General features: G+C 69.7%; 11 protein-coding genes. 7 read left to right on the top strand and 4 right to left on the bottom strand.

Annotation, left to right across the window (positions count from 1 at the left end):
- Positions 1-6: 6 nt before the first annotated feature.
- A complete protein-coding gene (locus tag VF542_RS03895) occupies positions 7-1,113 on the bottom strand; it encodes a citrate synthase 2 (RefSeq protein ID WP_408650393.1) in 1,107 nt (368 codons plus the stop codon).
- A 177-nt stretch (positions 1,114-1,290) separates the two neighbouring features.
- Here VF542_RS03895 and pdxH point away from each other — a divergent pair, with 177 nt between their 5' ends.
- Genes pdxH through VF542_RS03880 form a run of 3 tightly spaced genes read left to right on the top strand, consistent with a single transcriptional unit; the run spans position 1,291 to position 4,246 of the window.
- Positions 1,291-2,046 (top strand): pyridoxamine 5'-phosphate oxidase, encoded by a 756-nt coding sequence (gene pdxH / locus VF542_RS03890; protein ID WP_408650392.1) that lies wholly within the window; start codon positions 1,291-1,293, stop codon positions 2,044-2,046.
- Positions 2,043-3,365: an MFS transporter gene (locus VF542_RS03885; protein WP_408650391.1), complete on the top strand. Its 1,323-nt coding sequence runs from the start codon at positions 2,043-2,045 to the stop codon at positions 3,363-3,365. Before pdxH ends, VF542_RS03885 begins: the two co-directional genes overlap by 4 nt.
- Entirely contained in the window at positions 3,362-4,246 is an 885-nt protein-coding gene (locus tag VF542_RS03880; protein ID WP_408650390.1) for an aldose 1-epimerase family protein, read from the top strand. Before VF542_RS03885 ends, VF542_RS03880 begins: the two co-directional genes overlap by 4 nt.
- A 61-nt stretch (positions 4,247-4,307) precedes the next feature.
- On the opposite strand, the gene VF542_RS03875 is transcribed toward VF542_RS03880, so the two are convergent.
- The 3 genes from VF542_RS03875 to VF542_RS03865 form a co-directional block, all read right to left on the bottom strand.
- Positions 4,308-4,901 carry a hypothetical protein gene (locus VF542_RS03875; RefSeq protein ID WP_408650389.1) on the bottom strand — a complete coding sequence of 198 codons (594 nt, stop codon included), beginning with the start codon at positions 4,899-4,901 and terminating at the stop codon, positions 4,308-4,310.
- Positions 4,902-5,185: 284 nt separating this feature from the next.
- Positions 5,186-6,154, bottom strand: coding sequence for a hypothetical protein (locus tag VF542_RS03870; RefSeq protein ID WP_408650388.1), 969 nt, complete (start codon positions 6,152-6,154; stop codon positions 5,186-5,188).
- Between the two features lie 185 nt (positions 6,155-6,339).
- Complete coding sequence (locus VF542_RS03865) at positions 6,340-7,683, bottom strand: cryptochrome/photolyase family protein (RefSeq protein WP_408650387.1); 1,344 nt, start codon at positions 7,681-7,683, stop codon at positions 6,340-6,342.
- A 46-nt stretch (positions 7,684-7,729) separates the two neighbouring features.
- Here VF542_RS03865 and VF542_RS03860 point away from each other — a divergent pair, with 46 nt between their 5' ends.
- From VF542_RS03860 to VF542_RS03845, 4 genes are all read left to right on the top strand, one after another.
- The gene (locus VF542_RS03860) at positions 7,730-8,383 is read left to right on the top strand and encodes an MBL fold metallo-hydrolase (protein ID WP_408650386.1); all 654 of its coding nucleotides are present in this window, start codon (positions 7,730-7,732) and stop codon (positions 8,381-8,383) included.
- Between the two features lie 60 nt (positions 8,384-8,443).
- The gene (locus VF542_RS03855) at positions 8,444-9,586 is read left to right on the top strand and encodes a dipeptidase (RefSeq protein WP_408650385.1); all 1,143 of its coding nucleotides are present in this window, start codon (positions 8,444-8,446) and stop codon (positions 9,584-9,586) included.
- Positions 9,587-9,695: 109 nt separating this feature from the next.
- The gene (locus VF542_RS03850; protein ID WP_408650384.1) at positions 9,696-11,147 is read left to right on the top strand and encodes a hydrolase; all 1,452 of its coding nucleotides are present in this window, start codon (positions 9,696-9,698) and stop codon (positions 11,145-11,147) included.
- Between the two features lie 203 nt (positions 11,148-11,350).
- Positions 11,351-13,597: EAL domain-containing protein (locus VF542_RS03845; RefSeq protein ID WP_408650383.1), on the top strand; the 2,247-nt coding region annotated here is incomplete at its 3' end.

The raw sequence follows: 13,597 nt of genomic DNA, 5'->3' as shown, positions 1-13,597 counted from the left end.
CCGCCACTAGGAGTGGGCGATGTTGTCCCAGCCCTCGACGTCCTTCGGGCTGCGCGGATCAGGCCCCACGTAGCGAGCTGAGGGCCGGACCAGCCGCCCGGTCTTCTTCTGCTCCATGATGTGCGCGCACCAGCCGGCCGTCCGGGCACAGCTGAACAGGGACGGCATCATGTGCGGCGGCACCTCGGCGAAGTCCAGGATCACCGCCGCCCAGAACTCGACGTTGGTCTCGATCCGCTGATCGGGGCGGCGTTCGCGCAGTTCGGCCAGAGCCGCCTGCTCCAAGGCCACCGCCGCGTCAAAGCGGGTCGCGCCCAGTTCCTTGCAGGTACGGCGCAGCACCCGGGCCCGGGGGTCCTCCGCGCGGTAGACCCGGTGGCCGAAGCCCATCAGCCGTTCCTTGCGGTCGAGGATGTCGCGGACCACCTTGCGGGCATCGCCGGTCCGTTCGACGCTGTCGAGCATCGGCAGCACCCGGGCCGGCGCGCCGCCGTGCAGCGGTCCCGACATCGCGCCAATGGCTCCGGAGATCGCGGCCGCCACGTCGGCGCCGGTCGAGGCGATCACCCGGGCGGTGAAGGTCGAGGCGTTCATGCCGTGCTCGGCTGCCGAGACGAAGTAGGCGTCCACGGCGTCGACGTGCTTGGGGTCGGGCTCGCCCCGCCAGCGGGTCATGAACCGCTCGACGATGGTGCGGGACTGGTCGATCCGCGACTGCGGAACGGCCGGCGCGCCGACCCCGCGGGCCGACTGGGCCACGTAGGACAGCGCCATCACCGAGGCACGAGCGGCCTGCTCGCGGGCCTCGTCGTCGCTGATGTCCAGCAGCGGGCGGTAGCCCCAGATCGGGGAGAGCATCGCCAGCGCGGCCTGCACGTCCACCCGGACGTCACCGGTGTGCACCGGGATCGGGAACGGCTCGGCCGGCGGCAGGCCGGGCCCGAACTTGCCGTCCACCAGCAGCGCCCACACGTTGCCGAAGGTGACGTGGCCGACCAGCTCTTCGATGTCGACACCGCGGTAGCGCAGCGCGCCGCCGTCCTTGTCCGGCTCGGCGATCTCGGTTTCGAACGCGATGACGCCCTCGAGGCCGGGGCTGAAATCGTCTGACATGCAACTGACTCCGATCATCTGGTCAGCTCACCGACCCGCGCTTGGTGAGCCGGCGCGAGAGGCTCGCTGGAGGCGGGCGCGATGCCGGTGCCCCCGACCCGTCCATTGTTACCTATCGAGCCATGGCGGGGTTATGCGGCTGCGCCCAGCCGGTGGGCAGGCTGGAAGAATGGCCCGGTGAGCGTCTCCGGGAGTGATGTCGACAGCGAACCCGTCGATCCCCTGGCGGGGCTGGCCAGCACCCGGCGCTCCTACGGCGCCGGTGAGCTCAGCGAGGCCCAGCTGGCCCCGACCTGGCTGGAGCAGCTGCGGGTCTGGTTCGGCCAGGCGATCGCCGACGACCGGATCGCCGAGCCCAATGCCATGCAGGTGGCGACTGCCGACGCCGAGGGCCGGCCGGACATCCGGACCGTGCTGGCACGCGGGTTCGACGCCGCCGGCGTGGTCTTCTACACCAACTACGAGTCCGCCAAGGGACGCCAGCTGGCCACCAACCCGGTGGCTGCCGCGCTCTTCTCCTGGCTGCCGCTGGAGCGCCAGGTGCGCCTGCGCGGGCCGGTCGCCAAGGTCGACCCGGCCGAGACGGCCCGTTACTTCGCGTCCCGGCCGCGGGGCGCGCAGCTGGCGGCCTGGGCCTCGCCGCAGTCCCAGCCGCTGGCCGGCCGGACGGAGCTGGAGCGGCGGCTCGCCGAGGTCACCGAGCGCTTCGGCGACGCCGAGATCCCGCCACCGCCGCACTGGGGCGGCTTCCGGATCACGGTGACCGAGGCCGAATTCTGGCAGGGCCGGGAGTTCCGGCTGCATGACCGGTTGCGGTACCGGCTGGTGGCCCCAGCCGGGGCGGTGAACCCGGCCGGGGCGGTGAACCCAGCCGGGGCGGTGAACCCAGCCGGCGCCGGGGCGCGGTGGCTGGTGGAGCGGCTGGGCCCATGACCCAGGACGGTGCGCAGGGCCCGGCCGAAGCGGTCGTCGAGGCCGAGCCCGAGGCCGGTGTCGGCTGGTTGCGCCACCATGCCATCGACACCGCGCCGCTGAGGATCGCCCCGTTCCGGCGGCAGGTGCTGGGTCAGGGCACCTCGTTCATCGGCGCGATGCTGACCGCGGTGGCGGTGCCGGTGCAGGTCTACGAGCTGTCGCATTCCTCGCTGCAGGTCGGCCTGGTCGGGCTGGTCGGCCTGCTCCCGCTGGTGATCTTCGGCCTGTACGGCGGGGCGATCGCCGATGTCATCGACCGCCGCACGCTGTTGCTGGTCAGCTCGCTGGGCACCTGGGCGTGCACCGTCGGGTTGCTGTTGCAGACCCTGGCGGGCCTTGCCAGCGTGCCGCTGATCCTGGCTCTGGTCGCCGTCCAGTCAGGCTTCTTCGCCGTGGCCTCGTCGGCACGGGGTGCCATCATCCCCAGGATCGTGCCCGTCGAGCTGGTGCCGGCGGCCAACACCCTGACCTTCACCGTGGGCAACGTCGGGCAGGTGATCGGCCCGCTGATCGCCGGCGTGCTGGTCACCCGCTCCCACGGTTTCGCCTATGCCTACGCCGTCGATGCCGCCCTGTTCACCCTGGCGATGTACGCCGCCCTCCGGCTGCCGCGGATCCCGCCGGACGGCCGGTCGCAGCGGGCCGGCCTGCGCTCGGTGCTGGACGGCCTGCTGTTCATCAGCGGCCGCCCGGTGCTGCTGATGTCCTTCGTGGTCGACATCGTGGCGATGGTGTTCGCGATGCCCCGGGCGCTCTACCCGCAGGTCGCCGCCGATCGCTGGGACGGCCAGGTGGGCCCGCTGTATGCCGCCATCGCGATCGGTTCGGTGCTGGCAGGGCTCTCCGGCGGCTGGATCGGCCGGGTCCGCCGGCAGGGTGTGAGCCTGACCGCGGCCGTCGTCGTGTGGGGGCTCTGCGTGGCGGTCAGCGGCCTGGCCCACCAGCTCTGGCTGGCGGTGCTGCTGCTGGCGGTGGCCGGCGCGGCCGACCTGATCAGCGCGGTGTACCGCCAGACCATCCTGCAGACCTACGCCCCCGACCAGATGCGCGGCCGGATGCAGGGCGTCTTCGTGGTGGTGGTGGCGGGCGGCCCGCGGCTGGGAGATCTGCGGGCCGGCGCCACCGCGAGCTTGACCTCGGTGACGGTGTCCTGGGTGGGCGGTGGCCTGCTGTGCGCCGGCGGGGCGCTGGTGGCGGCTCGGGCGGTCCGGTCCTTCTGGCACTACGACGCCCGGCGGCCGGCGGTTGAGCCGGACTCGCTACCGTCGGGTTCATGAGCTTCCAGGGCAGCCGCTATGAGATCGACGCCGGTCCGTACCGCGCGGCGCTGGCCGAGGTCGGCGCCGGCCTGGCCGGTTTCTGGCACGACGGCGTGCCGGTCACCGTGGAGAGCCCGCCGGACGGGTTGCCGCCGAAGTCGACCGGCGCGGTGCTGCTGCCCTGGCCGAACCGGATCGCCGGCGGCCGCTACTCCTTCGACGGCGTGGACTACCAGCTGCCGCTCACCGAGCCCGCCAAGCTCAATGCCAGCCATGGCCTGGTCAGGTTCGTCCGGTGGAGCGCGGGCGCCCAGGACCGCTCGTCGGTCACGCTGGTCCACGACCTGGTGCCGCAGACCGGCTACCCGTTCGAGCTGCGCTTGCAGGTCAGCTACTCCCTCGACGCCGGCACAGGGCTGCGGGTGCAGGCCGTGGTCAGCAACACCGGCCGGTCCGCGGCACCGTTCGGGGCCGGCTTTCACCCCTACCTCGACCTGGGCGGCCACGACCTCGACTCCGCCGAGCTGCTGGTGCCGGCCGCGGCGGTGTTCGACACCGACGACCACCAGATCCCGACCGGCCGCCGCCCGGTCCAGGGCACCGAGTTCGACTTCACCGCGATCCGGCCGATCGGCAGCGTGCGGCTGGACCACGGCTTCGCCGAACTCACCGGTTCGGCGGCGGTGCTGCGCACCGAGCAGCGGGCCGTCGAGGTCAGGTGGGATGCCGCCTACCGCTACCTGCAGGTGTTCACGCCGCCGTTCATCACTCCCGGGCGCAACGCGGTGGCGATCGAGCCGATGAGCTGCCCGGCCAACGCCTTCAATTCCGGTGAGGGGCTGATCCGGCTCGAGCCCGGGGACGCCTGGACGGGCGACTGGGGCATCCGGCTGATCTGAGCGGCATCTGGCCCGGCGGGTCAGTGCGGACCTGCGCGGTGGCGAGCCCGCGGTGACCCGCTCAGCGGGACTGCAGCGCGTCCAGCGCGACCGCCATCGCCGCCGCCACGCGGCCGTCGACCCGACCGCCCGGGACGGTGACCTCGTAGCGGTCCCGCAGCGAGCGCTTGCGCACCGAGGAGAGGACGACGTCCCCCTGCGCGTCGGTGAAGTCGAAGTGGAAGAGGAACGGCGACGGCAGGTCACCGACAAAGGGCAGGGACTCCCACAGGCGCCGGGCGATGGCGACGCCCTGGCTGCGCTCGGTCCCGCTGGCGACGCCTGCCGGCGAGGTGAGCTCCCACGAGGACCGCAGCAGGGACTTGGCGAACTCCTTGCGGAAGCTGCCGATCGGCTGACCCTCGGCGTCCAGCACGTCGTACGTGGCGGCCAGGTCGATCCGCTTGCGTGCCTTGAAGCTGAACACCGGCACGGAGCGCTTCTCGTCGGCGTAGAACGTGACCTGCTCCTTGAACGCCATCCGCTTCTGCTGCGCGACGGCCAGCACGTCGCCCTCGGAGCCGTCCGGGAGGGCCGCACGGATCTCGTAGCGGTTCACCCCGATGGTGATCTTCTGCTTGACGAAGAAGTGGTCCAAGTTCGCGAGGTTGGTCATGGTTGCTCCGACGTCTGGGGTCAGGGGTGGGTTCCCGGGCAGTCTTTCACGCCAGTCGTCGGCCACGCCCTCCACGGTGGGCAGCGGCAGCTGCTCCACCTCGGACCGTGCGGCGGGCCGCCTACCGCTACCTGCAGGTGTTCACGCCGCCGTTCATCACTCCCGGGCGCAACGCGGTGGCGATCGAGCCGATGAGCTGCGCGGCCGATGCCTTCAACTCCGGCGAGGGTCTGATCCGGCTGGAACCGGGGACGCCTGGACCGGCAACTGGGGCATCCGGAGGTCTAGCTGGCGGCCGAGCGGCTGATCCGAGGCCGACATCTGGTCGAGGACGGGCGGGCGGTGGATGTCAGGCGCCCGGAACGGGCTCGAGCTGGCGTAGTCACGGTGCTCGTCGATGAGGTCGGGGAACTGACCGTTGGAGGTGCGGCTATCTGGATGCAGGAGAAGTTCAGGTCGTCCGACTTCACCGGCGGTGAGACCCCAGCCGTTGGTGTCGACCGGGCGGTGGGGCTCGGACTGAGGGTGGCGCTGGCATTGATGGACGCGGCGTTCGATGCCGTCGGCACTACCAGCTCGGGAATGGGGACTCCTTGACAGGTTGTTGGGTGATCCACCGCTACGACAATCTGCAGGCCCGCCTTGCCTGCAGGGAGCAATACATCGAACGTCGCGTCCGCTACGCCATCAGCATCCGCACCGGTCTGGGATCGATAGATGGACTGAGATATCGGGGCTCCGAGTGGCGTGACGTTCACATAGACCGTCTGTTTCGCCGTCAAGTTGTCCAGCTGCATCTTCACCGTGAGCACCGGCCGCTGACCCGTTGGAAAGGTCCAGCTTGCTGACAACCGGGGTTGATCGGCTGTACCGGTGGATTTGCTCATTCCATCGAAAAGTACCAGCGCCGCCCAGCTGAACAGCACCAGTCCCAAACCCGACAGTACGAACCGTGCGATCTTTGCCGGCTGACTCGCGGTAGTACCAGTTGTCGTCCGTGTCACGGTGTCGGGCGCAGCACCTAACACTCGTGTCGTCGTGAGATTGGGTTGGGCCAGCGCCGAGGCCACGAAGGTAAGAAGGAGGGCTATCAGAACCAGGACCAACATGCCCTTGAAGTGGCCTGGATTGTTCCGTAACAGACGCGGGACCCCGCCGGTGAAGGTGCCCACCAGCCCGGTCACGGTGGTGATGACGGTCAATCCGGTGGCGATCAGCTTGGCACCGTCGAGGCCACCTGCGTCATCAGCCATCGTTCACCCCCCGCCGCCGTCAAGCAGCCGCTGAATGACGAGGAAGAGCCTAGGCGTGCGAATACCTTCCAACAAGATGAATTTCTACTACTCAACAGTGCTGAATCACATTGAGTCGGGGCGCGTCGGTTCGAGCCCGCGGCCGCCTAAATCGGCAGTCGTGGGTGTCGGCGCCGACTCCGTGGTCAGCGGTGCGCCTCGCGGAGTTGGTTGTAGTCGGCCAGGCTGGCGGACCGCTCCGTCGCGTGGTCCACGATCCGTTCCGGATAGCCGGCCGGCAGCCCTGCCGGATCGCGCCACGGCTCGTGGATGTACTTGGCCGGCAGCTCGGCCAGCTCGGGAACGTAGCGACGGACGTAGTCGCCGGCCGGATCGAACTTCTTGCCCTGCAGGACGGGGTTGAAGATCCGGTAGTACGGCGCCGGGTCGGTTCCGGTGCCGGCGACCCACTGCCAGCCGTGGGCGTTGCTGGCCAGGTCGCCGTCGACCAGGTGGCGCATGAAATACCGGGCGCCGTCCGTCCACTCCACGTGCAGGTCCTTCACCAGGAACGAGGCGACGATCATCCGCACCCGGTTGTGCATCCAGCCCTCGGCCAGGATCTGACGCATCCCGGCGTCCACGATCGGATAGCCCGTCCGGCCCGCGGCCCAGGCGGCCAGCCGCTGCTCGGCCAGCGAACCGGTGGCGAAGGGCAGGCCTTGCAGCTGCCCGTGGTAGTACTGCCGCGCCGAGTCAGGACGGTGGTACAGCACGTCGGCGTAGAACTCCCGCCAGGCCAGTTCCTTGCGATACACCTCATGCCCCGGCGCGAGATCGGCCAGCAAGGTGCGCGGATGGATCGTGCCCCACTTCAGGTGCACCGACATGTGCGAGGTGCGGTCCAGGTCCGGCCGGTCCCGCTGGTCGGCGTAGTCCTCGATCCGGTCGGTAACGAAGCTTCGCCAGGCCTGCCCGGCGGCCGCCTCACCCACGTCGGGCAGCCGCAGGCCGTCCGGCAGCTCCGGGTCCGCGGGCAGGCCGTCGGAGCGGGCCGAGATCCAGCGCGGGCGCACCGTGCGGGCCGGCTGTGGCCAGCCGTGCCGGCGCCAGCCCCGGTAGAAGGCCGAGTAGACCTTGAAGCTCTCGCCGCTGCTGTTGACCACCCTCCCCGGCGCCACCGCGTAGGCCGAGCCGGTGCGCACCAAGGGCACCGGCAGCGCCTGGGCCACCGCCTCGTCCCGCGCCGCTCCGTACGGCCCGAAGTCCGCGGCGCAGTGCACCGAATCCGTCGCGACCTCCTGGCAGAGCCGGCTCAGCACGTCACCCGGACTGCCGTGCCGCACCACCAGGTTGCCGCCGAGCTGGGAGTCCAGCACCCGCAGGGTGCGGTACAGCACTGCCAGCCGGGGTGCGCCCGAGGGCCGCAGCAAGGCCGGGTCGAGCACGAACACGCCGAGCACCGAGCCGTCGCCGGCCTCGGTGGCGGCGACCAGCGCCGGGTTGTCGAGTAGCCGCAGATCACGGCGGAACCACATCACTGCGGGCATGGGATCGACGGTATGCGTTTGCGCCGTGATGTGGTGAAGTACCTGCATGGAGTTGACCAAGTTCGGCCATGCCTGCGTCCGGATCAGCGACGGCGACCGGCGGCTGGCCATCGATCCGGGCATGTTCAGCGAGGTCGCCGAAGCCCTCACCGACATCGACGCGGTACTGATCACCCATGAGCACCCGGACCATCTCGACGTCGACAAGCTCGCCGCCGCGGCCGCGCGGAACCCGGACCTGCGGGTGTGGGGGCCACAGTCGATCGTCGATCAGCTGGCCGGCAACCAGGCGCTGGGCGAGCGGCTCACCGCCGTCGGGCCCGGACAGTCCTTCGTCGCAGGCGGCCTGCAGGTGCGCACCTACGGCGGCCAGCACGCGCTGATCCATTCCTCCATCCCGGTGATCGCCAACGTCGGCTACCTGGTGGGCGACGCGGTCTATCACCCGGGAGACTCCTACATCGTTCCGAACGCCTCGGTCGAGGCGCTGCTGGTGCCGGTCAACGCGCCCTGGGCCAAGGTGGCAGAGACCGTGGACTTCACCATCTCGGTGCGGGCGCCGAGGGCCTTCCAGATCCATGACGGCCTGCTCAACGACGCCGGGTTCGGCCTGTACGAGGGCCAGCTCGCTCGGGTGGGACAGCTGTACGGGGTGACCCGCTTCCAGCACCTGGCCTCCGGCGAGAGCGTCGACCTATGAGTGAGCATCGCAGCGAGCGCAGCGAGCAAGGACGAGCGCAGCGAGCAAGGAGCGGAGCGAATGACTAGCCCTGTGACTGGCCCGACTAGCTCGCTGGCGGCTGCCCGCGCCTTGCTGGCCAGCCACCCGATCGTCGATGGCCACAACGATCTCCCTTTCGAACTCAGGCACTTGGTCAACTACGACCTGGCCGCCTACGACATCGGCCAGCGGCAGAGCCGGACCCATACCGATCTGGTCCGGCTGGCCGAGGGTGGCGTCGGCGCGCAGTTCTGGTCGGTGTTCGTGCCGGCCGGCTGGGCGGGTGAGCGGGCGGTCACCGCCACCTTCGAGCAGATCGACGTCGTGCACCGGATGGTGGCCCGCTATCCCGACCGGATGGTGCTGGCCAGGACCGAGGCCGACGTCCGGCAGGCCTGGAGCCAGGGCAAGCTGGCGAGCCTGATGGGAGCCGAGGGCGGTCACTCGATCGACAGCTCGCTGGCCGTGCTGCGGGCGATGTGCAGCCTGGGCGTGAAGTACCTGACGCTCACCCACAACGACAACGTGCCGTGGGCGGACTCGGCCACCGACGAGCCGGTGCTGGGCGGGCTGAACGAGTTCGGCCGCGAGGTGGTCCGAGAGCTGAACCGGCTCGGCATGCTGGTGGACCTGTCGCACGTCTCGGCCGACACCATGCGCGATGCCCTCGCGGTGACCAGCGCGCCGGTGATCTTCAGCCACTCCTCGGCCCGGGCGGTCTGCGACCACGTGCGCAACGTGCCCGACGACGTGCTCAGCACGCTGGCCGGCAACGGCGGCGTCTGCATGGTGACCTTCGTCCCGTACTTCGTCAGCGAGGACTGCCGCGCCTACGAGGCCGAGGTGACCGCGCAGATGGTCGAGCGGGGCGAGAACATCCGGGACTGGCAGGCCCGGATGGCTGCCATCGCCCGCTACGCGGCCAGCGGCAAGCCGCGACCGGAGGCGACCGTCGGCCAGGTCGCCGACCACATCGAGCACGTCCGCGAGGTTGCCGGCGTGGACCACGTCGGGCTCGGTGGGGACTACGACGGCTGCGACCAGTTGCCGGTGGGGCTGGAGGACGTGACCGGCTACCCGGCGCTGGTCGCTGAGTTGGTGGACCGGGGCTGGTCCGACGCCGAACTGGCCGCACTGGCCGGTGAGAACGTGCTCCGGGTGCTCGCCGACGCCTACCGTTGATCCGCTCGAATACCGGCGTAAGTGGCGCTTTCACGCGTATTAAATACTTCACCTTCTAAGGTGCGTTAAGCCCCAAATCGGCTACTCCGTTGCCTCCGGAAGGTTTCCCATGCCTCAGGTCCACCTGCGACTGCCCCGACGGGCGGCCATCCTCGGGCTCGCCGTGCTGACCGCGGCCGGCATGGTGAGCGCCGCGGCGCTGGCCGGCCACCCCGCCCCCGCCCAGGCGGCTCAGATTGCCCAGGCGGCCGCCTACCGGGTGCTCTTCGACGCCAGCCATGGTGAGACGGCCGGCAACGCCGACTGGATCATCTCGACCTCGCAACCCGACCCGCTGGCTCAGAACGCCACCCCGACGTCGGAAACGTCCTGGACCGGGGCCCTCTCGGCCTGGGGTGTGGCGCTGCAGAGGACCGGTCGCTACGCGCTCAAGACGCTGCCCGCCGGGGGCCGGATCAGCTACGGCGACACCACCAACGCCCAGGACCTGAAGAACTACGACACCTTCGTGCTGGCGGAGCCGAACGTCGTGCTGAGTGCCGCCGAGAAGACCGCGATCATGAACTTCGTGAAGAACGGCGGCGGGCTGTTCATGGTGTCCGATCACACCGGCAGCGACCGCAACAACGACGGCTGGGACTCGCCGAAGATCCTCAACGACCTGATGAGCAACAACACCGTCGATTCCACCGACCCGTTCGGCTACTCGATCGACCTGCTCGACATCTCCAGCGAGAACCCGAATGTGATCGGCTCTGCCGCCGGGTCGGACCCGATCATCCGCGGCCCGTTCGGGACGGCGACCGGAACCATCATCCGCGACGGCACCACCGTCACCCTCAAGCCCGCGGACAACGCCGGCGTCCGCGGTGAGATCTTCCGGGCCGGGTTCTCCGCCTCGGGCAACACCGGAGCGGCGGTGGCGACCTCGACGTTCGGCTCCGGCCGGGTGATGTTCTGGGGTGACTCGTCACCGATCGACGACGGGACCGGCCAGTCCGGCAACACCCTGTTCAACGGCTGGAACGACCCGGCCGGGACGGACGCCACGGTGGCGTTGAACGGCACCGAATGGCTCTCCAGCGGCGGGGCCGGCACCAGTACCTGCAGTTCACCCGGCCAGAAGTTGGCCAACCCCGACTTCGAGAGCGGCGCGACGGGCTGGTCGGCCAGTGTGGGCGTGATCACAAACGACCCCGCCGAGCCGGCGCACAGCGGCACCTGGAAGGCGTGGCTGGACGGTTACGGCACCAGCCACAGCGACTACCTGGGCCAGACGTTGTCCATTCCGGCCGGCTGCGCGGCCACGCTGGCGTTCTACCTGCACATCGACACCGCCGAGACCACGACGACGACCGCGTACGACAAGCTGACCCTCCAGTTCGGTACCACCGTGGTGATGACGCTCTCCAACCTGAACAAGAACACCGGATACGTGCTGCGGACCGTCAACCTCTCGGGGATGGCCGGCCAGACCTTGGCGTTCAGGTTCACCGGCACCGAAGACGCTTCCCGGCAGACCTCATTCGTCCTCGACGACGTCACTCTCACCGCCAGTTAGCATCTCGGCCGGCGCGTCGCCTGCGGAACCCTCGATGGAGTGCACTGATCTGTGCTGAATTACCGGCGTGGCGAAGCGCCCGAAATGGCTCGGATGCCGGGACCATGCGTTGTGCGGACGCGCGTTCCATGGGATGGTGAATTTGCTGTGTGGTCGATCAGCCGGGGAAAGGGGAACCCCACTACATAGATGGCGGTAGGCCGATGTATGCGACGCAGGCGTCCGGTCCCGAGCCCCTGGGGCACAAGACCGGCGGCGCGCAACTGCGTGAGCTGCTGCTGAGTGGTCTGGTCGACCGGCTTCCCGCCGCGATCTATGCCGCTGAATCGGGCGCGAATGGCCAATGGGTGTACGCCAGCCCCCAGATCAAGGAGATCCTCGGCTTCGGTGCCGAAGACCTGATTGCCGACCCCAGCCTGTGGGCCCGGCAACTGCACCCTGAGGATCGTGACTGGGTGTTGCGTTCGGAGGCGATGCTGCCCCGAAATGGCCGCTCCCAGGTCGAATACCGGATGATCCGCCGCGATGGCCAGGTGATCTGGGTGCTCGATGACGCGCTGCTGGACGAGATGGACCAGAGGGCGGTTCAACACGGGCTGCTCTATGACATCACCGCCCGCAAGCGCACCGAATTGCTGCTCGCCGAGCACGCCGACATCGTCGAGCGAGTGGCCCGGGGCGATGAGCTGGAGTCGACCCTGATCGAGCTGGCCACCGCGACCGAGGCGGTCAGCGGCACTGCCCGCTGCCTCATCGAGATCGAGGCCGGTGCCGGGCTCGGGCGCCCGCTCCTGAGCTGCTCCGACGGCGCGCTCGAGGCTTCCGAACGCGGCCGGTTCGGGCCGGCCAGCCATCAGGCGGACTTCGCCACACCGAGCGGCAGCCCGCTGGGCCGGGTGAGCCTGCACTATCCGGACCTTGCGGTGGCCCATGACCGCGACGGCGACCTGGCCGGCTGGGCGGCGAGCCTGGCCTCGGTGGCGGTGCTGCGAGCCGCCGAGCATGCCCGGGTGACGCTGTCGATGTCGCTGCTGGAGGCGACCCTGGATGCCACCGCCGACGGAATCCTGGTGATCGGCGCCGACGGCCGGATCCTGGGTTACAACCAGAAGTTCCTCCAGATGTGGCGGATCGAGCCGGCGGTACTGGCCTCCGGGCAGGACGCGCAGCTGCGTGCCTCGGTGCTGGAGCAGTTGGTGGATCCCGAAGGCTTCACCAGGAAGACCGACCACCTGATGGTGGCGCCTGCCGAGTGCAGCCATGACGAGATCGAGTTCCTGGACGGGCGGTTCTTCGAGCGTTACTCCCAGCCGCAGCGGATCGATGGGATCACGGTCGGGCGGGTCTGGAGTTTCCGGGACATGACCCTGCACCGCCAGCTGGAGCAGGAGCTGCGGGTCCAGGCATTCACCGATCCGCTGACGCCACTGGCCAACCGGACGTTCTTCATCCAGCAGGTCACGGCCGCGTTGTCCTCGCACCGGCGGCGGGAGGACAGCATGGCGGTCCTGCTGCTGGACCTGGACGACTTCAAGACGGTCAATGACAGCCTGGGCCACGTCGCGGGCGACGCCCTGCTGATCGCGGTAGCCGAACGGCTGCGTACGTGCGTCGCCGAGGGTGATGTCGCCGCGCGGCTCGGCGGTGACGAGTTCGTGGTGCTGCTGCGCCAGCTCAGTGGCGCCGACGATGCGGTCTACGCGGCCGAGCGGGTGCTGGCCGCGCTGTCGGCGCCGCTGGTGGTCGAGGGCCAGACGCTGACCATCCGGGCCAGCATCGGCATCGCGCTGCCCTCGGCCGAGGAGGATGCCGGGGACCTGCTGCGCAACGCGGACCTGGCCATGTACACGGCCAAGCGGGACGGCGGTGGCCGTTGCCATTGCTACGCCCCCGAGATGCACGCCGAGGCGATGGCGCGGCTGGCGCTGAAGGCCGACCTCGAGCACGCCATCGAGACCGATGAGCTGATCGTGCACTACCAGCCGATCCTCGATCTGCGCAGCTTCGAGATCGTCTCCATGGAGGCGCTGGTGCGCTGGCAGCATCCCGAGCGCGGCCTGATCTCGCCCGAGGAGTTCGTCGCGCTCGCCGAGGAGTCCCGGCTGATCGACCGGCTGGGCTCGGCGGTGCTTCGCCAGGCCTGCAACCAGCTCGCCCAGTGGCGGCGCAGCATTCCGGCCCATCGCGAGCTGACCGTCAGCGTCAACGTCTCGCCCCGGCAACTGTCGGATCCCGGCCTGATCTCAGAGATCCAGCGAGCGCTCTGGGTGGCCGGGCTGCCGCCGTCGGCCCTGGTGCTGGAGATCACCGAGAGCAGCCTGGCCACCCCGACGGTGGACGTGGTGACGGTGCTGAACCAGCTCAAGGACCTCGGGGTGGCGCTCGCCCTGGACGACTTCGGAGTGGGCTACTCCTCGCTCGGGCAGCTGGTGAACTTCCCGTTGGACATC

The sequence above is a fragment of the Jatrophihabitans sp. genome (assembly GCF_036389215.1).
GTDB lineage: Bacteria > Actinomycetota > Actinomycetes > Mycobacteriales > Jatrophihabitantaceae > Jatrophihabitans_A.
The sequence above is the reverse complement of the archived record's forward strand: the minus strand, read 5'-3'. Positions and strand labels throughout refer to the sequence as shown.